Source organism: Pseudomonas sp. 21, assembly GCF_000955805.1.
Lineage (GTDB): Bacteria > Pseudomonadota > Gammaproteobacteria > Pseudomonadales > Pseudomonadaceae > Pseudomonas.
Window position 1 is genome coordinate 236,331 of the sequence record NZ_JYOA01000007.1, and the last position, 22,200, is coordinate 258,530.

At 66.6% G+C, this 22,200-nt stretch carries 23 protein-coding genes; 13 read left to right on the plus strand and 10 right to left on the minus strand.

The window, feature by feature from the left end:
* The first annotated feature begins 3 nt into the window (after positions 1-3).
* Positions 4-558: a hypothetical protein gene (locus UB43_RS16555; protein ID WP_045213036.1), complete on the plus strand. Its 555-nt coding sequence runs from the start codon at positions 4-6 to the stop codon at positions 556-558.
* A gap of 5 nt (positions 559-563) precedes the next feature.
* Here the strand turns inward: UB43_RS16555 and UB43_RS16560 are convergent, their stop codons facing one another.
* Both UB43_RS16560 and UB43_RS16565 read right to left on the minus strand, forming a co-directional pair.
* On the minus strand, positions 564-1,559 hold the full coding sequence (locus UB43_RS16560) for a tetratricopeptide repeat protein (protein WP_045213039.1): 996 nt from the start codon (positions 1,557-1,559) through the stop codon (positions 564-566).
* A gap of 76 nt (positions 1,560-1,635) precedes the next feature.
* The gene (locus UB43_RS16565) at positions 1,636-1,989 is read right to left on the minus strand and encodes a hypothetical protein (protein WP_045213042.1); all 354 of its coding nucleotides are present in this window, start codon (positions 1,987-1,989) and stop codon (positions 1,636-1,638) included.
* 108 nt (positions 1,990-2,097) lie between these two features.
* On the opposite strand from UB43_RS16565, the gene UB43_RS16570 reads away from it, so the two are divergent.
* Both UB43_RS16570 and UB43_RS16575 read left to right on the plus strand, forming a co-directional pair.
* A complete protein-coding gene (locus UB43_RS16570; protein ID WP_177329801.1) occupies positions 2,098-3,093 on the plus strand; it encodes a hydrolase in 996 nt (331 codons plus the stop codon).
* 82 nt (positions 3,094-3,175) lie between these two features.
* The gene (locus tag UB43_RS16575; protein WP_045213044.1) at positions 3,176-3,592 is read left to right on the plus strand and encodes a GNAT family N-acetyltransferase; all 417 of its coding nucleotides are present in this window, start codon (positions 3,176-3,178) and stop codon (positions 3,590-3,592) included.
* 7 nt (positions 3,593-3,599) lie between these two features.
* Here the strand turns inward: UB43_RS16575 and UB43_RS16580 are convergent, their stop codons facing one another.
* Positions 3,600-4,253 (minus strand): TetR/AcrR family transcriptional regulator, encoded by a 654-nt coding sequence (locus UB43_RS16580; RefSeq protein WP_045213047.1) that lies wholly within the window; start codon positions 4,251-4,253, stop codon positions 3,600-3,602.
* Positions 4,254-4,498: 245 nt separating this feature from the next.
* Here UB43_RS16580 and UB43_RS16585 point away from each other — a divergent pair, with 245 nt between their 5' ends.
* From UB43_RS16585 to ggt, 6 genes are all read left to right on the plus strand, one after another.
* Positions 4,499-5,929, plus strand: a complete 1,431-nt coding sequence (locus UB43_RS16585; RefSeq protein WP_045213050.1) for a coniferyl aldehyde dehydrogenase — start codon at positions 4,499-4,501, stop codon at positions 5,927-5,929.
* Positions 5,930-5,964: 35 nt separating this feature from the next.
* Complete coding sequence (locus UB43_RS16590; protein WP_045213052.1) at positions 5,965-6,510, plus strand: hypothetical protein; 546 nt, start codon at positions 5,965-5,967, stop codon at positions 6,508-6,510.
* Positions 6,511-6,549: 39 nt separating this feature from the next.
* Entirely contained in the window at positions 6,550-8,145 is a 1,596-nt protein-coding gene (locus tag UB43_RS16595; protein ID WP_045213055.1) for a GMC family oxidoreductase, read from the plus strand.
* Between the two features lie 286 nt (positions 8,146-8,431).
* Positions 8,432-8,911, plus strand: coding sequence for a pantetheine-phosphate adenylyltransferase (gene coaD, locus UB43_RS16600; RefSeq protein WP_024767001.1), 480 nt, complete (start codon positions 8,432-8,434; stop codon positions 8,909-8,911).
* 134 nt (positions 8,912-9,045) lie between these two features.
* Positions 9,046-9,297 (plus strand): YfhL family 4Fe-4S dicluster ferredoxin, encoded by a 252-nt coding sequence (locus UB43_RS16605; RefSeq protein WP_017521427.1) that lies wholly within the window; start codon positions 9,046-9,048, stop codon positions 9,295-9,297.
* Positions 9,298-9,420: 123 nt separating this feature from the next.
* The gene (ggt, locus tag UB43_RS16610) at positions 9,421-11,124 is read left to right on the plus strand and encodes a gamma-glutamyltransferase (RefSeq protein WP_045213058.1); all 1,704 of its coding nucleotides are present in this window, start codon (positions 9,421-9,423) and stop codon (positions 11,122-11,124) included.
* Here the strand turns inward: ggt and UB43_RS16615 are convergent, their stop codons facing one another.
* The 6 genes from UB43_RS16615 to nudE all read right to left on the minus strand — a co-directional run bounded on the left by UB43_RS16615 (position 11,125) and on the right by nudE (position 16,508).
* The gene (locus UB43_RS16615) at positions 11,125-12,972 is read right to left on the minus strand and encodes a Na/Pi cotransporter family protein (RefSeq protein ID WP_045213061.1); all 1,848 of its coding nucleotides are present in this window, start codon (positions 12,970-12,972) and stop codon (positions 11,125-11,127) included. It lies immediately after the preceding gene.
* Positions 12,973-13,045: 73 nt separating this feature from the next.
* Positions 13,046-13,384 (minus strand): hypothetical protein, encoded by a 339-nt coding sequence (locus tag UB43_RS16620; RefSeq protein WP_045213063.1) that lies wholly within the window; start codon positions 13,382-13,384, stop codon positions 13,046-13,048.
* Between the two features lie 83 nt (positions 13,385-13,467).
* The gene (locus UB43_RS16625; RefSeq protein WP_045213065.1) at positions 13,468-14,046 is read right to left on the minus strand and encodes a lysophospholipid acyltransferase family protein; all 579 of its coding nucleotides are present in this window, start codon (positions 14,044-14,046) and stop codon (positions 13,468-13,470) included.
* Between the two features lie 95 nt (positions 14,047-14,141).
* Entirely contained in the window at positions 14,142-14,954 is an 813-nt protein-coding gene (mutM, locus tag UB43_RS16630) for a bifunctional DNA-formamidopyrimidine glycosylase/DNA-(apurinic or apyrimidinic site) lyase (RefSeq protein ID WP_045213067.1), read from the minus strand.
* A 169-nt stretch (positions 14,955-15,123) separates the two neighbouring features.
* Positions 15,124-15,942 (minus strand): 3'(2'),5'-bisphosphate nucleotidase CysQ, encoded by an 819-nt coding sequence (gene cysQ, locus UB43_RS16635; protein ID WP_156160432.1) that lies wholly within the window; start codon positions 15,940-15,942, stop codon positions 15,124-15,126.
* Positions 15,942-16,508: an ADP compounds hydrolase NudE gene (gene nudE / locus UB43_RS16640; protein WP_045213072.1), complete on the minus strand. Its 567-nt coding sequence runs from the start codon at positions 16,506-16,508 to the stop codon at positions 15,942-15,944. The genes cysQ and nudE overlap by 1 nt, the downstream gene beginning before the upstream one ends.
* 126 nt (positions 16,509-16,634) lie before the next feature.
* Between nudE and yrfG the strand changes: the two genes are divergently transcribed.
* The gene (yrfG, locus tag UB43_RS16645) at positions 16,635-17,297 is read left to right on the plus strand and encodes a GMP/IMP nucleotidase (RefSeq protein WP_045213075.1); all 663 of its coding nucleotides are present in this window, start codon (positions 16,635-16,637) and stop codon (positions 17,295-17,297) included.
* A gap of 46 nt (positions 17,298-17,343) precedes the next feature.
* Here yrfG and lysM read toward each other — a convergent pair whose 3' ends face one another.
* Positions 17,344-17,781 carry a peptidoglycan-binding protein LysM gene (gene lysM / locus UB43_RS16650; RefSeq protein ID WP_037018714.1) on the minus strand — a complete coding sequence of 146 codons (438 nt, stop codon included), beginning with the start codon at positions 17,779-17,781 and terminating at the stop codon, positions 17,344-17,346.
* A 149-nt stretch (positions 17,782-17,930) separates the two neighbouring features.
* Between lysM and UB43_RS16655 the strand changes: the two genes are divergently transcribed.
* From UB43_RS16655 to UB43_RS16665, 3 genes are read left to right on the plus strand one after another with little or no spacing between them, the layout of a single operon-like run.
* Positions 17,931-18,881, plus strand: a complete 951-nt coding sequence (locus UB43_RS16655) for a LysR family transcriptional regulator (protein ID WP_045213078.1) — start codon at positions 17,931-17,933, stop codon at positions 18,879-18,881.
* Between the two features lie 41 nt (positions 18,882-18,922).
* Entirely contained in the window at positions 18,923-19,759 is an 837-nt protein-coding gene (fdhD, locus tag UB43_RS16660) for a formate dehydrogenase accessory sulfurtransferase FdhD (RefSeq protein ID WP_045213079.1), read from the plus strand.
* Positions 19,760-19,788: 29 nt separating this feature from the next.
* Positions 19,789-22,110 carry an FdhF/YdeP family oxidoreductase gene (locus tag UB43_RS16665; protein ID WP_045213081.1) on the plus strand — a complete coding sequence of 774 codons (2,322 nt, stop codon included), beginning with the start codon at positions 19,789-19,791 and terminating at the stop codon, positions 22,108-22,110.
* Positions 22,111-22,200 lie beyond the last annotated feature (90 nt).

A 22,200-nucleotide genomic window follows, 5' to 3' on the forward strand; every position in this document is an offset into this window, starting at 1 on the left:
CGAATGTCGGACGCCCTCCGCGAACAACTGCTGGCACTGGACGAGCGCTGTTTCGAACAGCCCGCCAGCGATTGGGCCGGCGACATCGCCCTGCCGGCCGAGCTGGCGCGCTTCTATCGAGAAATCGGCCCGTGCGACTGCACGCTGGAGACGGCAGGCAATCCGTTCTTCATCCCCTCACTCGCGCGAGTCTGGAAACAGCAGGCCGGCTATCGCTGGCACGGCCTGACCGGCGAGCGGCTGGCGGGGTGGAGAGAGGACTGGATCGTGGTGGCGGACCAGGGTGCCGATCCCTTCATCTTCGAGTGCTCCACCGGCCGGATCCTCTTCGACCAGCATGGTGGCCCGTGGGACCCCGCACCGATGTTCGATGATCTCTGGCAGATGACCGCTTGCCTCGCCACCTTCGCCCACGTGTGGCGCAGTGCGGGCGAGGAGATCTTCGCGGAGGACTACAGCGTCAACCCGGTCTACCGCCGCGAACTGATCGGCGAGCTGGCAAAGCTGCTGGGCGACGCCCGCCGCGGGGAAGACCTGGCCGACGAGTTCGGCTGGTAGCGAGCCTACTGGCTCGCCGGCTCCGCCGCGTCGACGGCCTCGTCTGCATCGACTGCGCTGGCCTCCACGGCCTCCGGTTCAGGCGAGGCGCTCTCGACACCGCGATTGGCGTGCCGGCGATCGGGCACGCCCGAGCAATCGGCGCTGCCGGAAAGCTCGCCATCTAGCGCGGCGTGGGTCCAGTTTTCCAGGCGGGTGTACCAGGCCGCGTCCTCGGCAGTCTTCAGCCTGGCTATTGCGTCCGCATCCTGCTGCTGCGCGGCCTTTTCCAGCCAGAGCCGTGCCTGCAGCTTGTTCATGCCCGCGCCGGAGCCGTTCCAGTAGGCCTCGCCGACCTTGAACTGGGCGCGGGCATTGCCCTGGCTCGCCGCCTTGCAGAACCACTGGAAGGCCTTTTCCCGGCTGGCGGCGTAGCGATCCTGCAGCGCTGCCTCTTCCTCGGAAGCAGCGTCGTAGATGCCCTGGGAGTCATCCAGGTAGAACCATCCCAGGTTGGTTTCGGCGTCTTCGCTGCCGGCCTCGGCCGCGCGTTCGAACCAGGTGCCGGCCTTGACCCGGTCCTTGTCGACGCCTTCGCCGCTCCAGTAGAGGACACCCATCTCGTTCTGCGCGCCAGCGTCGCCCTGCTCCGCGGCCTTGCGGAACCAGCGCGCCGCTTCCGTCTTGTCCTCGGGGCCGCCATCACCGTCGCGATAGAGCATCGCCAGCTGGATCTGCGCGCGAGCCATCCCCGCCGCGGCAGCCTTGCCCCACCATTTACGCGCGCCGGCGTAGTTTTGCTGCTGGTAGAAGTAGGCGCCGAACTCGAACAGGGCTTGCGGCTCGCCGGACTCGGCGGCCTGGTGAAGCCGGGTGAATTCGGCGAACAGCTCTTCGCCGCGCGGGTCACTCTGTTCGGCGCTGGGTGCGTCCTCGCTGAAGTCGGAAGAGGCGCCATCCGCCCAGGCGAAGCTGGGCAAGGCTAGGGTGAGAGCGGAGAGAAACAGCCAGCGGCTGAACATAGGGGACGATCCTCATGTCGGTTGAATCGGGCAGCCGTCCGGGCCGCCCCCTTGATGATACGGGTGCAGAGAGCCCTCAGATCGACTTGCCGACATCGACGGTGCTGGTGCGCACCAACTCAACGCCATCGACCACCATCTTCCACTGGTTGCCGTCCTGGTAGGGTGGTTTGGAAACCTTGAAGTGCGTGTCGAACGGGCCGAATCCCACGGTGAAACCGTCGGCTTCATAGCGCTTGATCGGCGCCTCGATGGACTTTGAAGTACTGCCCGACACTCGCTTGTAGACGACGCGGCCATCCGCCGTGACCAGCAGGCTCATCTGCGGCGCGGTCCACAAGCCCACGTAGGACTTGTGCTCCTGCGGGACCGGTTCGCCACACGCGGCGAGCCAAACGACCAGGCTCAACGCCGCGATTTTCTTCCACATTCCATCCCCTCCTTTGCGTGGGTTTTCCTGATGACGGATGCATGAGGCATCCATCGTGCGGCCGACTTGGCGTTACTATCACAACTCGTCGGCCCCATTCGATCCGTGATGACTATACCCTCCCCGTTCAAACCCGCCTGGTGGCTACCCGGTCCGCACCTGCAAACCCTGTATGGCTCGCTTGCACGCAAGGCGCCCAGCCTTGAACGCACCCGCGAGCGCCTGTGGCTGGACGATGGCGACTTCATCGACCTCGACTGGCACGGCCCGCACGAGGCGGATGCGCCGCTGGTGCTGGCGCTGCATGGGCTGACCGGCTCGTCCTCCTCGCACTACATCCTCGGCCTGCAGCAACAGCTGGCGGCGCAGGGCTGGGCGAGTGTCGCGCTGAACTGGCGCGGCTGCTCGGGCGAGTCGAACCTGCTGCCGCGCGGCTATCACTCCGGCGTCAGCGAGGACCTCGCCTCGGTGGTCGCCCACGTCCGCGCCAAGCGGCCGATGGCGCCGCTCCATGCGGTGGGTTATTCGCTGGGCGGCAATGTGCTGCTCAAGTACCTGGGCGAAGCCTCGGAGAATTGCCCGCTGAAAGGCGCGGTCGCCGTGTCGGTGCCGTTCCGCCTGGACCAGTGTGCGGACCGCATCGGCATCGGCTTCTCCAGGGTCTACCAGGCACACTTCATGCGCGAGCTGGTGGCCTACGTGCAGACCAAGCGCCAGGCCTTCGCCGCCGGCGGCCACGCGGAGAACCTCGCCGCCCTGGAGCGCCTCGGCCCGCTGGACGGCATGCGCACCTTCTGGGACTTCGACGACCGGGTGACCGCGCCGCTGCACGGTTTCGCCGATGTGCACGATTACTACCGGCGCGCCTCCAGCCGCTATTACCTGGGTGGCATCCGCGTGCCGACGCTGATCATCCAGTCCAGCGACGATCCGTTCATCCACGCCCACAGCGTGCCGCAGCTGGACGAGCTGTCCGCATCGACGCAGATGGAACTGCTGCCCCATGGCGGCCACGTCGGCTTCATCGGCGGCCCACCCGGGCGCCCGGACTACTACCTGGAGCGCCGCATCCCGCAGTGGCTGCGCGAACGTCGGGACTCCTGACTGCGCTGGGTCAGCCGGCGGGCGTGGGAATGAGGCAGACTGGAGCTGCACCAGGAAGGAAACGCCAGGAAGGAGCGCCGCCATGCACGACACGCCGCTGACGATTCTGCACAACGAACCACTGAGCGATGCCCAGTGCGCGGGCATCGCCGCGCTGTACCGCGCCGTGGGCTGGGGTTCGCCCGGCACCCAGGCGGAGCTGCGCGATCTCTACGAGTTTTCCAGCTACTTCCTGCTGGCCCTGGACGGTGATCAGGTGCTCGGCCTGCTGCGCGCGGAAAGCGAAACGGCGCAGACCACCTGGCTGGCGGAAGTCGCCGTGCTGCCGGGCTTCCAGTCACGCGGGATCGGCCTTGCGCTGATGGCGCGCTTCCTCACCGACCATCCGAACCGCACGCTGTACTCGGACGCCACCGAGGGTGTGGAGGAATTCTTCCTGCGCCATGGTATCGCCCTGCGCCGGCCACGGGTGCCGGGGCCGCGCAAGATCGACGCCTGAGGGCGAATCAGTCTTCCAGCGGCACGTACAGCCGGTCGAACACCGCCGCCACCGCCTCGCGGAACGGCGGCGCGATGTGCCCGCTTTCCAGCGCCAGCACCTGGTAGATGCCACGACGCATCAGCGCTTCGCTGAGGTCGCTGGCCACCTCGCGGGTGGTGCACAGGTAGCGCACCCAGGAGGTGAGGATGATCCAGGCGTTGAGGGTCAACGCTTCGAGCTGCGGTTCGTCCATCTGCAGGATGCCGGCGTCGACGAAGCCCCGGTAGATCGCCTTGGCGTTCTCCATGGCGCGGTGGGCGAAGGCGCGGTAGGCGGCGGCCAGCTCCGGGTCGGAATCCAGCAGGTGCTCCAGATCGCGGTGCAGGAAGCGGTAGTGCCACATCGCGGCGAGCAGCGCTTCGAGGTAGAAGGTCTTGTCCTCCACCGTCAGCGCGCGGCCTTCGGGCAGGTGCAGGAATTGGTCGACGTGGCTTTCGTACTCGGCGAACAGCTGGGCGATGATCACCTGCTTGTTGCGGTAGTGGTAGTACAGGTTGCCCGGCGAGATGCCCAGGTGCGCGGCGATGTGGTTGGTGGTGACGCTGCGCTCGCCCTGGGCATTGAACAGCTCCAGGCTGGCCTGGGCGATGCGGTCACGGGTGTTGATGCGTGGTGCCATTGCCAAAACTCGTCGAAGCGGATTGCGCGGACGCAAAGGTACACCGATTGCTACCACCTGACACAACTCTCGGGCTCGCCCAACTTTTCGTTGGCTGGGCCTGGCGGTGCGGAACCGGCATGCTGATTGACACTCTAGAGCAATTGCTCTAAAAAACCAGCGACAGCATAAAAACGCGAAGCATCCGGTTTCCCTGCGTGAACCACTGGAGAGCTTCCCCACTCGCTTCCGCCCAGGAGCCCGTCATGGTTGCCGATATCGCCTACCTGCAGCAGACCCAGCAGCAGATCAGCCAGCTGGAAACCCTTCTCGAACGCCAGCGCCAGGCGTACCGCGCCAACCCGATGCCGGACGCCGGCCAGCGCATCCAGTGGCTGAAAAGCCTCGCCAACCTGCTGGTGACCGAGCAGAAGGCGATCATCGATGCGATCAACAGCGACTTCAGCAATCGCTCCGCCGACGAGACCCTGCTCGCGGAAGTGATGCCGAGCCTGCACGGCGTGCACTACGCGGCCAAGCGCGTGAAAAAGTGGATGAAGCCCTCCCGCCGCTCGGTCGGCATGCAGTTCATGCCGGCCTCGGCCAAGGTCATCTACCAGCCGCTGGGCGTGGTGGGTGTGATCGTGCCGTGGAACTACCCGCTGTTCCTCGCCATCGGCCCGCTGACCGGCGCACTGGCCGCCGGCAACCGGGTGATGATCAAGATGAGCGAATCCACCCCGGAATCCGCCCGCGTGCTGAAGGAACTGCTGGGCAAGGTGTTCCCCGAGGACCTGGTCGCCGTGGTGCAGGGTGAAGTGGATGTGGGCGTGGCCTTCTCCAAGCTGCCCTTCGACCACCTGCTGTTCACCGGCGCCACCAGCGTCGGCAAGCACGTGATGCGCGCCGCCGCCGAGAACCTCACCCCGGTCACCCTGGAGCTGGGCGGCAAGTCGCCGGCCATCGTCTCGGCCAGCGTGCCGATGAAGGACGCCGCCGAGCGCATCGCCTTCGGCAAATCGCTCAACGCCGGCCAGACCTGCGTGGCGCCGGACTACGTGCTGGTGCCGCAGAATCGCGTCGACGAGTTCGTCGAGAGCTACCGCCAGGTGGTGCAGGGCTTCTTCCCGAAACTGGAGAACAACCCCGACTACACCGCGATCATCAACGAGCGCCAGCTGTCGCGCCTGAACGGCTACCTCGCCGACGCCCAGGCCCGCGGCGCCACCGTCGTGCCGCTGTTCCCGCAGGCCCAGGGCCGCCGCCTGCCGCAGGCGCTGGTGCTGAACGTGACCGACGAGATGAAGATCATGCAGGAAGAGATCTTCGGCCCGCTGCTGCCGGTGATCCCCTACCAGAACCTCGACCAGGCGCTCAGCTACATCAACGAGCGCGACCGCCCGCTGGCGCTGTACTTCTTCGGCTACGACAAGCGCGAGCAGGACCACGTACTGGCCCAGACCCATTCGGGCGGCGTGTGCCTGAACGACACCCTGCTGCACGTCGCCCAGGACGACATGCCCTTCGGCGGCGTCGGCCCGTCCGGCATGGGCCATTACCACGGCCACGAAGGCTTCCTGACCTTCTCCAAGGCCAAGGGCGTGTTCAGCAAGCCGCGCTTCAATGCCGCGCGGGTGATCTACCCGCCCTACGGTAAATCGCTGCAGAAGCTGGTCTACAAGCTGTTCATTCGCTGACCAGCGCCCTCCAAGACACAGGTGAAAAAACAAGAATGACAGACACCTCCCTGAGCGCGCCGGGACTCTCCCGGCGCGGCGTGCTCAAGATCGGCCTGCTGGGCGGCGCCTTCCTCGCCACGGCGGGCGTCACCGCCAGCCTCAGCGGCTGCTCCGCCAGCACGCCGGCCAATGGCTTTGCCGTGCTGCGCGATTCCGACCTGCCGTTCCTGCGCGCGCTGATCCCGGTGATGCTGGCCGGCGCCGTGCCCGCCGAGAACATGGCGGAGGCCGTGAAAGGCACCATCCAGAGCCTGGACAACAGCCTGAACCACCTCTCCCCGGAAATGCTCAAGCTCACCGTGCAGCTGTTCGACGTGCTCGCCCTGCCGATCACCCGCGGGCCGCTCACCGGCATCTGGGGCAGTTGGGACAACGCCAGCGCGCAGGACGTGCAGAACTTCCTGAACCGTTGGCAGAACAGCTTCATCTCCCTGCTGAAGATGGGCCACAGCTCGCTGCTGCAACTGGTGATGATGGCCTGGTACAGCCGCCCGGAATCCTGGGGCCACTGCGGCTACCCCGGCCCGCCGAAAATCTGATGTCACCAGAACAACAAGAATTCGCCTGAGAGATTCCCGATGCCCGTACCTGATCTGTTCGCCGAGGGCCTGGCCCGTGGCTGGAAAGTCCACAATGGCTCGCGCCTGGACAAGGACCTGACACTGGAGGCCGACGTGGTGATCGTCGGCACCGGCGCCGGCGGCGGCACCACCGCCGAAGCCCTGAGCGCCGCCGGCTACAAGGTGCTGCTGGTGGAAGAAGGCCCGCTCAAGACCAGCACCGACTTCAAGATGCAGGAAGCCGACGCCTACCCAAACCTGTACCAGGAAGGTATCGGCCGGATGAGCAAGGACGGCGCCATCACCATCCTCCAGGGCCGCGCCGTGGGCGGCACCACCCTGGTCAACTGGACCTCCAGCTTCCGCACCCCGGAGCCGACCCTGGAACACTGGGCCAAGGAACACGGTGTGAAGGGCCACAGCGTCGCCGAAATGGCGCCCTGGTTCGCCAAGATGGAAGAGCGCCTGGGCGTCGCGCCCTGGATCATGCCGCCCAATGCCAACAACGACGTGATCCGCAACGGCTGCGAGAAGCTCGGCCTGCACTGGAAGGTCATCCCGCGCAACGTCCGTGGCTGCTGGAACATCGGCTACTGCGGGATGGGCTGCCCGACCAACGCCAAGCAATCGATGCTGGTGACCACCATCCCGGCGACCCTGGAAAAGGGCGGCGAGCTGCTGTTCCTTGCCCGCGCCGACCGTCTGTTGCACGACGGCACCAGGGTCAGCGGCCTGGAATGCTCGGCCATGGACGAGCGCTGCGTTGCCCCCACCGGCCGCAAGATCACCATCAAGGCGCGCCACTACGTGCTCTCCGGCGGCGGCATCAACACCCCGGCGATCCTCCTGCGCTCCAAGGCGCCGGACCCGAACGGCCGCGTCGGCCAGCGCACCTTCCTGCACACGGTGAACTTCAGCGCCGCCCTGTTCGACGAGGTCATCAACCCCTTCTATGGCGCGCCGCAGTCGATCTATTCCGACCACTTCCAGTGGGACGACGGCGCCACCGGGCGCATGTCCTACAAGCTCGAAGTGCCGCCGCTGCAACCGGCGCTCAGCGCCACCCTGCTCGGCCGCTTCGGCGAGGACAATGCGCTGCGCATGGAGCAACTGCCGCACACCAACGTGATCCTGGCGCTGATGCGCGACGGCTTCCACCCGGACAGCGCGGTGGGCTCGGTCAGCCTGCGCGGCGACGACACCCCGGTACTCGACTACCAGATGACCAACTACACCTGGGACGGCATCCGCCGCGCCTTCCACACCATGGCCGACATCCAGTTCGCCGCCGGCGCCAAGGCCGTGCTGCCGCTGCATGCCGATGCCGACTACGTGAAGAGCGCCAAGGAAGCCCACGCGCTGATCGACGGCCTGAGCCTGGAGCTGTACCGCACCCGCCTGGGCAGCGCCCACGTGATGGGCGGCTGCGCCATGGGCGAGGACCCGAAGCAGTCGGTGTGCGACAGCCTCGGCCGCCACCACCAGCTGGAGAACCTGTCGATCCACGACGGTTCGCTGTTCCCCACCAGCATCGGCGCCAACCCACAGCTCTCGGTCTACGGCCTCACCGCGCAACTGGCCGACGCCCTGGCCAAGCGGCTGGGCAAGGCCTGACCGTCCGTGCCAAGCGGCTCTTCGTAGGAGCGAGCTTGCTCGCGAACATTCTCCGCTGCGGGGCTGGTTCGCGAGCAAGCTCGCTCCTACAGGGGGTCTCCTTGCGAAAATCCGTGCACAGGCTCTGGCACGCGGCCTGCGCGTGACCCGTCGGTCTCTCGCCGGTTATCTCAGGTAGTCCGTTCACAGAAGCACTACCAAGGTCGCTTGGCCCCACGGACATGCTGCGTTACCATCCGCCCGCTATTGCACCAGCCTGCCAACAAGAGCCGACCAGGACGCCGCGATGAATCGAGTGTTGTACCCGGGTACCTTCGACCCCATCACCAAAGGCCATGCCGATCTGGTCGAACGCGCCTCGCGACTGTTCGACCAGGTGATCATTGCCGTCGCCGCCAGCCCCAAGAAGAACCCCCTGTTCCCGCTGGAACAGCGCGTAGAACTGGCCCGCCAGGTCACCTCGCACCTGCCCAACGTGGAAGTCGTCGGTTTCTCGACGCTGCTCGCCCATTTCGCCAAGGAACAGAACGCCAACATCCTGCTGCGCGGCCTGCGCGCGGTGTCGGATTTCGAGTACGAGTTCCAGCTGGCCAACATGAACCGCCAGCTCGCACCCGACCTGGAAAGCATGTTCCTCACGCCGTCGGAGAAGTACTCCTTCATCTCCTCCACCCTGGTACGCGAGATCGCGGCGCTGGGCGGCGATATCACCAAATTCGTCCATCCCGCGGTGGCCAGCGCCCTGGCCGAGCGCTTCAAGCGCTGATCCGCGCGGCCGCCAAGGAAGGCGGTTTCCGTCAGCTGACTCCCTGATTGCGTGCACTGCGCGCGCCGATACGGCACAATTTCACCATTGTTGCTACCGATCGCCATGGCTGCCGCCCTGGTTGGAGTTGTTCGATGTCCCTGAAAATCACTGACGATTGCATCAACTGCGACGTCTGCGAACCCGAGTGCCCCAATGCCGCGATCTCCCAGGGCGAGGAGATCTACGTCATCGACCCGAACCTGTGCACCGAGTGCGTCGGTCACTACGACGAGCCGCAGTGCCAGCAGGTCTGCCCGGTCGACTGCATCCCCCTCGACGAAAGCAACGTCGAGAGCAAGGATCAGCTGATGGAAAAGTACAAGAAGCTCACCGGCAAAGCCTGACTTCGCGCGTTTCGACACTTTTTCATTGAGTTCTCACAAACCCGGGGCGTTGTGGATTGTCTATCCTCCACCTTCGCCCCGTTTGGTTTTCCAGCCGGCCCTGCCGGCGGTTCGTGAGATGCCATGTCCCTGTTGAACTCCCGCTCCCGCGCCTCCCTGCTTGGCTTCTGCAGCCTCCTGCTGCTGAGCTTTGCCCTGCACGCCGCGGAACATCCCGCCCAGGCCAGCGTCGCCAGCGCACATCCATCGGCCACCGTGGCCGGCCTGGAGACCCTCGCCGACGGCGGTAACGCCTTCGACGCCGCCGTTGCGATCGCCGCCGCCCTGGCGGTGGTCGAGCCCTACGGCTCGGGCCTGGGCGGCGGCGGTTTCTTCCTGCTGCGCAAGGCCGGCAGCCCGCCGACCTACCACTTCATCGACGCCCGCGAGCGCGCGCCACTGGCCGCCCACGCGCGGATGTACGAGCGCAATGGCAAGGTCGATCCGCAGCTGTCGCTCAACGGCCCGCTGGCCGCCGGCATCCCCGGCCTGCCCGCCGCCCTGGCGGACATCACCAGCCGCTACGGCCGCAAGACCCTGGCGAACAACCTCGTACCGGCGATCCGCCTGGCCACCGATGGCGTCTCCATCGACCGCATCTACATCGACCGTGCCTCCTGGCGCCTGGACGCCATGCGCCAGGACCGCGAGACCGCACGCATCTTCCTCGACCAGGGCAACCTGCCCGAGGAATACAGCCTGATGCGCCAGCCGCAGCTGGCCAATACCCTGGAGAAACTGGCGCGCTATGGCCGCATCGGTTTCTACGAAGGCGAAACCGCCGAGAAACTGGTGGAAGGTGTGCGCGCCGCCGGCGGTGTGTGGAGCCTGGAAGACCTCGCCAGCTACCGCACCGTGGAACGACAGGCGCTGCGCTATCCGCTGGCCGACGGTCGCGAACTGATCAGCGCCCCGCCGCCCTCCGCCGGTGGCGTCGCCCTCGCGCAAAGCCTGGGCATGCTGCAGCAGTTGCCCTGGCAGAAGGCCGAACCCGTGCAGCGCGTCCACTACGTCGTCGAAGCCCTGCGCCGCGCCTACCGCGACCGTGGCCTGCTGGGCGACCCGGACCGCGTCGCCAACCCGGTCAACCAGCTGCTCGCCCCGGACTACCTGAAGCGCCTGGCCGCCGGCATCGACCCGCAGCGCGCCACGCCCAGCTCCTCCCTGCCGCCGGCACCGGCCTGGCGCGAAGGCGACCACACCACTCACTTCGTGGTCATGGACGCCGAGGGCAACGCCGTGGCCGCCACCCTGTCGGTCAACCTGCCGTTCGGCGCAGCGTTCACCGTGCCGGGCACCGGCGTGCTGCTCAACGACGAGATGGACGACTTCGCCACCGACGTCAGCGGCGCCAATGCCTACCAGCTGGCCGGCAGCCAGGCCAACGCAGTGGCCGCCGGCAAGCGGCCGCTGTCGAGCATGAGCCCGAGCTTCATCGAAAGCCCCACCGAGCTGGCCGCCTTCGGCACGCCGGGCGGCAGCCGGATTCCCAGCATGGTGCTGCTGGCGATGCTGGATTATCTGGACGGCAAGCCGGTGCAGCGCTGGGTATCCTCGCCGCGCTACCACCACCAGTTCCTGCCCGACGTGATCGAGCATGAACCGCGAGCCTTCACGGCCGCCGAAATGGCCGACCTGCAGCGCCGTGGCTACACGCTCAAGGACGTGGGGCGTGCCTATGGCAACCAGCAGGTGCTGCTGTGGAACAAGAAGTCCGGCGAGGTGCAGTCCGCCAGCGACCCGCGCGGCATCGGCCTGGCCACCGAGCTGGCGGCGCCGCTGCGCTGATCAGGGCAGGATGAGAGCCGGCGCGTCCTCTTCGCGGGCGTCGAACAGACCATGTTCGGTGCCCAGTTGCAGCACATTGCGCAGGCTCTGGATGATCCGGCTGACGTAGCCCAGGTCGTTCATCAGCGAGCTCATCTGCAGGCCGTCCAGCTCCTGCCGGCGTACCGCCGCGAACAGGCGCTGGCGGAATGCCGCGTCGAACTCCGCCGCGCTCTCGTCGAGCAACTGCAGGCGCGCCACCAACGCCTCTTCCGGCAGCTCGCCACCCAGCAACGAGCCCAGCGCGCGCACTTCGCGCAACATGCCGATCAGGTGCCGGCGCAACTCGACGTAGGTGTCGCGAAGCGCCGAAGGCTCGCCGTGAAGTGCCTGGCCGAGGTTCTTCTGCAGGTGCTTGGCGTCCTTCACCGCGTCCACCAGTTGCAGCGCCACCACCTGGCAGGACAGCCAGAAGCGCTGGTGTTCCTCGTCCAGCGGCACTTCCAGGCGGCTCATGAAGCTCAGCAGATCGCCGTACACGCCTTTGATATGGCGCTGGTAAAGCACTTCCGCGGCCAGCGCATGGCGATCCGGTGCCGCCTGCAGCTGGGTTTCGTCCACCCGCGGCTGGTTGAGCATCTCCACCGGCAGGTACAGCGCGTGGCAGATCACCTCGATGCTCAGGCGCCCCAGGTGCCGGAGCTCCTGTAACACCGCGCTGGCGGCGGCGTCGGCCGAGTCCAGCGCGCGCTCGTTGAGGTAGCGCGCATGGGTACGTTCGATGGTGGGCAGCGCCGGAGCCATGTCGGTGATCAACACCGCCGGCTCTTCGACCTCCGGCAACCAGCGCACCAGCGCATTGGCCAATGCGCCCTGGATCGGCCAGAACAGCACCACGCCCATGCCGTTGAACAGCGTGTGGAACAGCGCCAGCTGGATCATCGGGTTGTCCGCCAACCCCACCGGCGTCACCAGCCAGTGCACCAGCCAGGTCAGCGGCGCGAGCAGGAGGAACGCCAGCACGCCGGTCACCACGTTGAACAGCACATGCGCCAGTGCCAGGCGCTGCCCGCTGCGGTTGCCGCCCAGGGAGCCGACGAAGGCCGTGGTGACGCTGCTGCCAACGTTGGAGCCGATGGCGATCGCCAGGCTCTGGCCCAGTTCCAGCTGACCACCGGCGAGGGCGGCGAGCGTCAGCATCAGGGTCGCGTGACTGGACTGCAGCACCACGGTAATGAGGATGCCGAAAGTGACGAACAGCAGCGCGCCGAGCATGCCCTCCGAGCGCAGTTCGCTCATGTCCATGGCGTCGCCGAAGCTGCCGAAGCCGTCCTTGATCTGGTCGATGCCCAGGAAGATGAAGGCGATGCCCAGCAGGATGCGCCCGGCGGCCTTGCTCTTGGCGCCGTTGAAGCCCATCAGCACGCCGAACACCAGCAGCGGCAGCGCCAGGGGGCTCAGGCTGAGGTTCTGCCCGGCCAGCGCCAGCAGCCAGATGCCGCTGGTGGCGCCGAGGTTGGCACCGAAAAGAATGGCGATACCACCGGCCAGCTGGATCAGCCCGGTGCTGATGAAAGCGATGGTGAGCAGGGAAACCAGGGTCGAGGATTGCAGCAGGAAGGTGCCGAACAACCCGAACAGCAGGCTCTTGCCGCGGGTTGCGGTGCTCTTCTCCAGCCAGCGCTCGAGCTGGCTGCCGGCAAGATCGCGCAGGCCTTCTTCGAGGCACTGCATGCCGAACAGGAACAGCGCCAGGCCCGCCCCCAACTGCAGCAGACCGGCGCTGGACCAGAAGGTGTAGCCCAGGATGACAGCGACCAGCAGCAGAAGCAGCGGACGCAGATGCTTCTTCAGGCCGCTCAGGTTCATGGGCTACCTACGGGACTTACCCGGCAAGCCGGGCAGGCGAGGCGGACGCGCCGCCCCGGAACTGGACGACGGATCAGTCCTTCTTGTAGCCGCTGGTGGTGCAGCCCAGGCAGCGCACGAAGGCGGCCTTGCCCGGGTCGACGACCAGCGCCTTGCCCGCTTCGCCGATGTTGCCGCCGGCTGCGCTGAACGGTAGGGTCACCACGAAGGCAGCGGTGCCTACCACGGTGGCGGCGATCAGCAGCGGACGCGCGATCAGCAGGTCGCCCATCATGGAGTAGAACGGCGGGGCCGAGACAACATAGGTCGGGTCACCGCTGACGTTGCTCACTTCTTCCTGAGCAACGGCCGGCAACACCGAGAATGCACAGACCAGGGCCATTGCAGTGGCGGCGGTGCGGAACACGTTCATGGAGGGAAGTCCTTTTTTGTGTAGTTGGGCAGGCAGACTGCCATAACTATAACAGCGCTCCGTGACTTGTCGCGTGACAGCCTTCAATCGCCGAAGAATGCGTATTCAGGCTTTTTCGGCACGAAAGGCCGGTAGAAGGCCAGCATGCGCCGCAGGTCGGCGGGCTCGTCGCCGGTGGGCCAGAACGGCTCGCCGATGACAATGCGCCGGCCGGGATAATCCAGCGCCGCCAGCACGATGGGCACGCCTGCGCCACGGGCGATGTGGTAGAAGCCCATTTTCCAGCGTTCGACCTTCTTGCGCGTGCCCTCCGGGGAGAGGATCAGCATCATCTCGCGGTTATCACCGAAGGCCTGGATCGCCTGGTCCACGGTGTTGAGCTTGCGGTGGCGCTGGATCGGGATGCCGCCCCAACGGCGCATCAGGCCGCCAAACGGCCCGCGGAAGAGCGTGTGCTTGCCGAACCAGCGGGCGTTCAGGCGCAGCACGAACTTGACCGCCAGAAAGAGGATGAAGTCCCAGTTGGACGTGTGGTGCGCGCCAATCACCACGAACTTGTCCAGTGGCGGCAGCGCACCTTCGATACGCCAGCCGGCCAGGCGCAGCATGCTGTGGCCGAGCGCCTCGGCGAACGGGTTGCGGGGCAGGTAGTTGCCAGACATGAATCACCTGTAGGCCCCTCATCGGGGGCCCTTGTTGTTATGGCGGAGGGAGGATCGGACAGAGCGGGGCAGCAGCTTAACGGCCGCCCCAGGCCTCAGCGTTGGCAGCGCGAACAGTAGACGCTGGCACGCTGGCCGAGGCGCACTTCACGCAGGGTTGAACCGCAGACCTTGCACGGCTCGCCGCCGCGCCCGTAGACGAAGAGCTCCTGCTGGAAATAGCCGGGCTGGCCATCGCCGCCGACGAAGTCGCGCAGCGTGGTACCACCGCGTTCGATGGCGATGGCGAGGATGCGCTTGATCTCCTGGGCGAGCTTCACGTAGCGCGCCCGCGAGAGGGTTCCCGCTTCGCGGCGCGGATCGATGCCGGCAGCGAACAGCGCCTCGGTGGCGTAGATGTTGCCGACACCGACCACCACCGCGTTATCCATGATGAAGGGCTTCACCGCCATGCTGCGGTTGCGCGACAGCTGGAACAGGCGCTCGCCTTCGAAGGCGTCGGTCAGCGGTTCCGGGCCGAGGTGGCGCAGCAGCTCGTGCTCCAGCGGCGTCAGGCTCCAGAGCAGTGCGCCGAAACGACGCGGGTCGGTATAGCGCAGCGCCATGCCCGACTCCAGTTCGATATCCACATGCTCATGCCGCGCCGCCGGCGTGCCGCACTCCACCAGTCGCAGGCTGCCGGACATGCCCAGGTGGCTGATCAGTGTCCCCACCTCGGCATTGAGCAACAGGTACTTGGCGCGCCGCTCCACCTGCACGATGCGCTGCCCGGACAGGCGAACGTCCAGGTCCTCGGGGATCGGCCAGCGCAAGCGGCGCTCGCGGACGATCACGCGGCTGACGCGCTGGCCTTCGAGGTGGGGCGCGATACCCCGGCGGGTGGTTTCGACTTCAGGTAATTCAGGCATGGATCACAACTGCGTAGGAGCTTTTCTGTAGGAGCGAGCTTGCTCGCGAATGTGCTGACCGGCAACACCTGTATTGAGGCGATTCGCGAGGCCGAATCCATTCCCTGCGGATAACGGCATTCCCCACATCCCTGTGGGTCACAAGCTCGCTCCTGCAAGATCCGTGGGGTCAGTCCAGCGCGCGGGCCAGTTGGATCAGGTCTGCGCGCCAAGGTGCCGCCTTGGGCAGCGCCAGGAAGGACTCGTTGAGCAGACTCTCCCGCGCTTCATAGGTGAAGGGCTCGCCGCGCACGTCCAGCACTTCGCCGCCAGCGCCTTCCAGTACGCCCTGGGCCGCCGCGGTGTCCCACTGGCTGGTCGGCGCCAGTCGCGGGTAACAGTCAGCCGAGCCTTCGGCGAGCAGGCAGAACTTCAGCGAGCTGCCGATGCTGGCCAGGTTCAGGTCGCCGAAGCGCTGCGCCAGGCCGGCCAGCAGGTTTTCCTGCTGCGGGCTGGAGTGGCGCTTGCTGGCCACCACGGTGAAGACATCGTCCGGCTCGGTGCGCACCTCGATGGCCTCGCGTTCGCCGTCGCGCTCCTCGCGCCAGGCGCCCAGGCCGGTGCCGCCGTAGTAGCAGCGGCCGCTGGCCGGAATGCCGACCACGCCGAAGACCACGCGGCCGTGCTCGATGAGTGCGACGTTGACGGTGAACTCGTCACTGCCGGAGATGAACTCCTTGGTGCCATCCAGCGGGTCCACCAGCCACCAGCGGGTCCACTGGGCACGTTGCTCCAGCGGGATGTCGCAATCTTCCTCGGACAACACCGGCACGTCCGGCGCCAGCGCGCGCAGACCGTCGGCCAGCAGGCGGTGGGCTGCCAGGTCAGCGGCGGTCACCGGCGACTCGTCAGCCTTGCTCTGGATATCCAGGTCGCCCTGCCAGAACGGCAGGATCACATCGCCCGCCTTGTGCACCAGGTCGATCACGGCAGGCAGAAAAGCATTCATCACGGCTGGAATTCCCCTCGTTGGGTCAGCAGGTCACGTACCAGATAGAGCGCGGCCAGGGCCCGCCCTTCACTGAACTGGGCATTCTGCGCGAGGCTGGAAAGCTCGCGCAGGCTGATCTTGTCCACGCCCATCGGCTCGGGCTCGTCGCCGGGCAGCGATTCCTCGTAGAGGTCGCGGGCCAGCACCACCTGGATGCGCTGGCTCATGTAGCCGGGCGACAGCGAAAGCTCGGTGATGTACTCGAGCTGGCGGGCGCCATAGCCGGCCTCCTCCTTCAGCTCGCGGTTGGCAGCGTCGAGGATGTTCTCGCCCGGCTCCACCAGGCCCTTGGGCAGCGACAGCTGGTACTCGTCGACCCCGGCGCAGTATTCCTCGACCAGCACGGCGTGTTCGGCATCGAGCATGGCGATCACCATCACCGCGCCGTAGCCCTGCCCCTTGCCCACCAGGCGCTCGTAGGTACGCTCGACGCCATTGGAGAAGCGCAGCTGCAGCTCCTCGACGGCGAAGAGCCGGCTTCTGGCAACGATCTCTCGGGCGAGGACCGTGGGTTTCTGACGCATGGGGCGACTCCTGGGGGTGGCCGGGTCGGCTATGATAACCCGCCTTTTCCGATTCTCCGTGTCAGATATCGCGCCGATTCCGTCCGCCGACGGCGCAATTGCGACACCCTTTTGCGAAAGCCCAGCATGCCACGCCTGCCCTGGAACCAGATCGACACCGTCCTGCTCGACATGGACGGCACCCTGCTCGATCTGCATTTCGACAACCACTTCTGGCTCGAACACCTGCCGCAACGGTACGCCGAGCACCATGGCATCAGCCGCGCCCAAGCCGATGCCGAACTGCTGCCGCTGTTCCGCGACAACGCCGGGCTGCTCAACTGGTATTGCCTGGATTTCTGGAGCCGCGAGCTCAAGCTGTCGATCATGGACCTCAAGCGCGAGGTCGCCCACCTGATCGCCCTGCGTCCGGACGCCGACTTTTTCCTTGCGCAACTGCGCGAGCACGGCAGGCGCACGGTGCTGATCACCAACGCCCACCGCGATTCGCTGTCGCTGAAGATGCAGCGAGTGGAGCTGTCGCCCTGGCTCGATCGGTTGATCAGCTCCCACGACTACGGCTTCCCCAAGGAAGACCAGCAGTTCTGGCAGGCGCTGCATGCGGACGTCGACTTCGACCCGGCGCGCAGCCTGTTCATTGACGACAGCCTGCCGATCCTGCGCGCGGCACGGACCTTCGGCATCGGCCATCTGCTTGCGGTACGCCAGCCCGACAGCCGCCAGGGGCCGAAGGACACCGAGGAATTCGCAGCCCAGGAAGACTACCGGGCGCTGCTCGAAGGCTTGTGAGGGGCGCAGAAACAACGAGCCCGGCACTGGGCCGGGCTCGGGGACATCATTCCGGAATCCGCAGCACCTGGCCGGGATAGATCTTGTCCGGATGGCTGAGCATCGGCTTGTTCGCCTCGAAAATCTTGTTGTAGAGGTTGGCGTTGCCGTACTCCGCCTTGGCGATGGCACTGAGCGTGTCGCCCTTCTTCACGGTGACGAAACGCGCCTCGGCAGCCGGCGTGGCGACGGTGATGTGGTCTTCCACACCCGACACGCCCGCGACGTTGCCCAGCGCCAGCAGGATCTTCTCCTTCTCTTCCTGGCTGGCCACTTCACCGGTGGCGATCACCTTGTCGCCCTCGACGCTGACCTGGATATTCGGGTTGCCCAGGCCAACCTTGGCGATGTGGTCCTTGAGCGATTCGGCGGCCTGCGCCTCCTGGCCCACAATGCTTTCCCACAGCTTCTCGCCGGCTTCCTTCACGAACGCAAAAATGCCCATTTCCAACCTCCCTACGGTTACAGTGACAGGCGGCCGGCATTGGGCAGACCGCGCGCCCCTGGAGTCTAGTCGCCGACTTCCGCAGCGCCTGACGGAATACTCCCAATCCCGCCATAACCCGACAGAACGCCCCCGGAGCCCTCCCGCCGATGGACATCAAGCAGCTGAAATTCCTCTGCGCGCTGGACGAGACGCGGCACTTCGGCCAGGCCGCGGCGCGCTGCCATGTCACCCAGCCAACGCTGTCGATGCGCGTGCGCGGCCTGGAGGAAGAGCTCGGCCTGGAACTGGTGCGCCGTGGACAGCGCTTCGAGGGTTTCACCGAGGCCGGCGAGCGCGTACTCGCCTGGGCCCGGAGCCTGCTGGCAGCGCATGACGGGCTCTACGCAGAAGCGGCGGCCTGTCGCGGCCAACTGGTCGGCACCCTGCGCCTGGGCGTGGTGCCACTGGCGGGGTTCGACCCCATGCGCCTGATCGAGCTGTTCGCCCAGCGCCACCCGGAGTTGCGTTTCCAGCTGTTCGCCCTGAGCTCGGAAAACATCCTCGAAGGCCTCGGCCGCAACCAGCTGGACCTCGGCCTGTCGTACCTGGATCGCCTCGACCGCGAGCATTTCGAAAGCCTCGAACTAGCCGCCACGCGTATGGGCCTGCTGCACGACCGCCGGCACTTCCGGATCGACAGCCCGACCCTGAGCTGGGATGCCCTGGCGGAGCTGCCACTGGGCCTGCTCTCGGCTGGCATGCACTTCCGTCAATCCATCGACCACGGATTCCGCAGCCGCGGCCTGACGCCCCAGGCACGCCTGGAAACCGATGCCGTGCACCAGCTGGTGCAGGCCGTGGAGCGTGGACTGTGTTGCGCGATCATGCCGCTGGGCAGCGGGCTGGACACCCAGGGCGAACACTTCGTCCTCACCCCGATAGAGGACGCGCGCACGCTGTCGCCGCTGGGCCTGATCCTGCGCCGCAGTGAACCACGCTCGGCGCTGGCCGAGGCCTGCTTCCGCGAAGCGGCCGCTCTGCTGGGCAGCGATCCGCCGACCGATAAACCGCGTCTATCACAACATCGACAGCAGCCATTAGACGCTGCCCCGGCATAGGCATAGGCTGGTCGCATTACTAGAACCACAGGGCTCAGCCCATGCCTTGCCTGATCACCCGCCCGGCCAGCGCCGCGGTCCGGGATGCCGTCGTGCCTGCCGACGGCTACAGCTACGCCGAACTCACTCCCGAGGGCGATGCCGGCCGCGCCGTGCTGGCCGGGGAAATCGCCCTGGCGATTGCCTACAACGGGCTCAGCCAGGCCGTCATGATGGTCTCGCCGAACGACCTGGAAGACTTCGTCTACGGTTTCAGCCTCGGCGCCGGCCTCATCGATTCCATCGACGACATCTATGACGTGCGCCTGACGCCCCACGGCGATGCCATTGCCGCCGAACTGCAAGTCAGCAATCGCGCCTTCTGGGCCCTCAAGGACCAGCGCCGACAACTGGCCGGCAATACCGGCTGCGGCCTGTGCGGCGTCGAGGCGCTGGACCAGGCGCTGCCCGGCTTGCCGGTGCTGCCGCAGGCAGCGCTGCCGCCCGCCGCGCACTTCGAACACCTGCGTGAACGGGTCAACGCCGTGCAGGAGATCGGCCGCCGCAGTGGCGCCCTTCACGCCGCGCTGTTCGTCGATGCCGCCGGCGATATTCGCCTGTGCCGCGAGGACATCGGCCGCCATAACGCCCTCGACAAGCTGATCGGTGCCCTCAAGCGCCAGCGCCTGGACCTGGCCGGCGGGTTCGCCGTGGTGACCAGCCGCTGCAGCCTGGAACTTATCCACAAGGCCGTCCGTGCCGGACTGTCGACCCTGGTCAGCCTCTCCGCGCCGACAGCACTCACCGTGCAGTGGGCCCGCGAGCACAACCTGAACCTCATCCACCTGCCGCACCGCAGCGCGCCGCGCATCTACAGCCCGGCTCCGCCAGCCGCCTGAACGCCCGCTTTCGAAGATAAAGAGACCCCATGAGCCTGCAGCAAGAGAATCCCCGCTACCAACCCTACAAGGGCGCAGCCGCCGGTTGGGGCGCGCTCATCAGCGTCACGCGCTTCTGGCTGGACAGCAAGCAGCCGTTCAAGAACCTGCGCGCCCTGCTCAAGACCAACCAGAACGGCGGCTTCGACTGCCCCGGCTGCGCCTGGGGCGATTCCCCGGAAGACGGCCGGGTGAAATTCTGCGAGAACGGCGCCAAGGCAGTGAACTGGGAAGCCACCAAGCGCCGCGTCGACCCGGCCTTCTTCGCCCGCCACAGCGTCAGTTCGCTGCGCGAGCAGAGCGACTACTGGCTCGAGTACCAGGGCCGCCTGACCGATCCGATGCGCTACGACCCGGCCACCGACCGCTACCAGCCGATCGCCTGGGACGATGCCTTCGCCCTGATCGCCAAGCACCTGAATGCCCTGGAAAGCCCGGATCAGGCCGAGTTCTATACCTCGGGCCGGGCGAGCAACGAGGCCGCGTACCTTTATCAGCTATTCGTCCGCGCCTTCGGCACCAACAACTTCCCCGACTGCTCGAACATGTGCCACGAGGCCAGCGGCGTCGCCCTGGGCCAGAGCGTCGGCGTCGGCAAGGGCAGCGTGACCTTCGACGACTTCGAGCATGCCGACGCGATCTTCGTCTTCGGCCAGAACCCCGGCACCAACCACCCGCGCATGCTCGAACCGCTGCGCGAGGCGGTGAAGCGCGGCGCCCAGGTGGTGGCCTTCAACCCACTGAAGGAGCGCGGCCTGGAGCGTTTCCAGCACCCGCAGCACGCGCTGGAAATGCTCACCAACGGTTCCGAGCCGCTCAATACCGCGTTCTTCCGCCCGGCGCTGGGCGGCGACATGGCGGCCGTGCGCGGCATGGCCAAGTTCCTCCTGCAATGGGAGCGCGAAGCCCAGGCCAAGGGCGAGCCGGCGGTGTTCGATCACGCCTTCATCGCCGAACACACCCAGGGGGTCGACGCCTACCTGGCCGTGGTGGACGACACCAGCTGGGATCACATCGTCCAGCAATCGGGCCTGAGCCTCGAGGAGATAGAGCAGGCCGCGATCATGTACCGCCGCGCCGAGCGGGTGATCGTCTGCTGGGCCATGGGCATCACCCAGCACCATCACTCGGTGCCGACCATCCAGGAACTGGTCAGCCTGCAACTGCTGCGCGGCAACGTCGGCCGCCCCGGCGCCGGCCTGTGCCCGGTGCGCGGCCACAGCAACGTGCAGGGCGACCGCACCATGGGCATCAACGACCGTCCTCCGGTCGCGTTGCTGGACGCCATCGAGCGCCGTTTCCAGTTCAAGGTGCCGCGCGAGAACGGCCACAATACCGTCGAGGCGATCAATGCCATGCTCGATGGCAAGTCCAAGGTGTTCATCGGCCTGGGCGGCAACTTCGCCCAGGCGACCCCGGACAGCCCCCGAACCCACAGCGCCCTGCAAAGCTGCGCGCTGACCGTGCAGATCAGCACCAAGCTCAACCGCAGCCACCTCACCGTGGGCGGTGACGCGCTGATCCTGCCGTGCCTGGGCCGCACCGACATCGACCGCCAGGCCGAAGGCCCGCAGGCGGTGACCGTGGAAGACTCCTTCAGCATGATCCACGCCTCCTTCGGCCAGCTGGAACCCTCGTCGAAGCTGATGCGTTCCGAGCCCGCCATCATCGCCGGCATCGCCAAGGCCACCCTGGGCAACCACCCGGTGGACTGGGACGCGATGATCGCCAACTACGACCGCATCCGCGACCTGATCGCCGATACCATTCCCGGCTTCACCGACTTCAACCGTCGCGTGGCCAATCCCGGCGGCTTCCACCTGGGCAACTCGGCCGGTTCGCGGCGCTGGAACACCGCCAGCGGCAAGGCCAATTTCCACCCGCATCCACTGCCGGCGGACCTGGTCCACGCGAAGATCCGCGAAACCGGCCAGGAGCCACACCTGATCCTGCAGACGCTGCGCTCCCACGATCAGTACAACACCACCATCTATGGCCTGGACGACCGCTACCGCGGCGTACGCGGCCATCGCGAAGTGGTATTCGCCAACGAGGCCGACATCCGCCGCCTGGGCTTCGAGCCCGGCGAGAAGGTGGACATGGTGTCGCTCTGGTCCGATGGCGTGGACCGCCGCGTCAGCGGCTTCACCCTGCTGGCCTACGACATCCCCGCCGGCCAGGCCGCGGCCTACTACCCGGAAACCAACCCGCTGGTGCCGCTGGACAGCCACGGCGTGGGCAGCCACACGCCGACTTCGAAGTTCGTCGCCATCCGCTTCGAGAAGGCGCGGCCGAGTCTGCGGATCGTTTGACGGCCTTTCCTCGGCGCCCCAACCGGGGCGCCGTCTCGCCATACGTCCCGAAATGTCTTTCGCTGGAGTGCACCACGGGCGCGATCGCGG

Coding starts and splice junctions, on each gene's coding strand:
- UB43_RS16555 (WP_045213036.1), top strand. CDS start 4: ATGTCGGACGCCCTCCGCGAACAACTGCTGGCACTGGACGAGCGCTGT.
- UB43_RS16560 (WP_045213039.1), bottom strand. CDS start 1,559: ATGTTCAGCCGCTGGCTGTTTCTCTCCGCTCTCACCCTAGCCTTGCCC.
- UB43_RS16565 (WP_045213042.1), bottom strand. CDS start 1,989: ATGTGGAAGAAAATCGCGGCGTTGAGCCTGGTCGTTTGGCTCGCCGCG.
- UB43_RS16570 (WP_177329801.1), top strand. CDS start 2,098: ATGACTATACCCTCCCCGTTCAAACCCGCCTGGTGGCTACCCGGTCCG.
- UB43_RS16575 (WP_045213044.1), top strand. CDS start 3,176: ATGCACGACACGCCGCTGACGATTCTGCACAACGAACCACTGAGCGAT.
- UB43_RS16580 (WP_045213047.1), bottom strand. CDS start 4,253: ATGGCACCACGCATCAACACCCGTGACCGCATCGCCCAGGCCAGCCTG.
- UB43_RS16585 (WP_045213050.1), top strand. CDS start 4,499: ATGGTTGCCGATATCGCCTACCTGCAGCAGACCCAGCAGCAGATCAGC.
- UB43_RS16590 (WP_045213052.1), top strand. CDS start 5,965: ATGACAGACACCTCCCTGAGCGCGCCGGGACTCTCCCGGCGCGGCGTG.
- UB43_RS16595 (WP_045213055.1), top strand. CDS start 6,550: ATGCCCGTACCTGATCTGTTCGCCGAGGGCCTGGCCCGTGGCTGGAAA.
- coaD (WP_024767001.1), top strand. CDS start 8,432: ATGAATCGAGTGTTGTACCCGGGTACCTTCGACCCCATCACCAAAGGC.
- UB43_RS16605 (WP_017521427.1), top strand. CDS start 9,046: ATGTCCCTGAAAATCACTGACGATTGCATCAACTGCGACGTCTGCGAA.
- ggt (WP_045213058.1), top strand. CDS start 9,421: ATGTCCCTGTTGAACTCCCGCTCCCGCGCCTCCCTGCTTGGCTTCTGC.
- UB43_RS16615 (WP_045213061.1), bottom strand. CDS start 12,972: ATGAACCTGAGCGGCCTGAAGAAGCATCTGCGTCCGCTGCTTCTGCTG.
- UB43_RS16620 (WP_045213063.1), bottom strand. CDS start 13,384: ATGAACGTGTTCCGCACCGCCGCCACTGCAATGGCCCTGGTCTGTGCA.
- UB43_RS16625 (WP_045213065.1), bottom strand. CDS start 14,046: ATGTCTGGCAACTACCTGCCCCGCAACCCGTTCGCCGAGGCGCTCGGC.
- mutM (WP_045213067.1), bottom strand. CDS start 14,954: ATGCCTGAATTACCTGAAGTCGAAACCACCCGCCGGGGTATCGCGCCC.
- cysQ (WP_156160432.1), bottom strand. CDS start 15,942: ATGAATGCTTTTCTGCCTGCCGTGATCGACCTGGTGCACAAGGCGGGC.
- nudE (WP_045213072.1), bottom strand. CDS start 16,508: ATGCGTCAGAAACCCACGGTCCTCGCCCGAGAGATCGTTGCCAGAAGC.
- yrfG (WP_045213075.1), top strand. CDS start 16,635: ATGCCACGCCTGCCCTGGAACCAGATCGACACCGTCCTGCTCGACATG.
- lysM (WP_037018714.1), bottom strand. CDS start 17,781: ATGGGCATTTTTGCGTTCGTGAAGGAAGCCGGCGAGAAGCTGTGGGAA.
- UB43_RS16655 (WP_045213078.1), top strand. CDS start 17,931: ATGGACATCAAGCAGCTGAAATTCCTCTGCGCGCTGGACGAGACGCGG.
- fdhD (WP_045213079.1), top strand. CDS start 18,923: ATGCCTTGCCTGATCACCCGCCCGGCCAGCGCCGCGGTCCGGGATGCC.
- UB43_RS16665 (WP_045213081.1), top strand. CDS start 19,789: ATGAGCCTGCAGCAAGAGAATCCCCGCTACCAACCCTACAAGGGCGCA.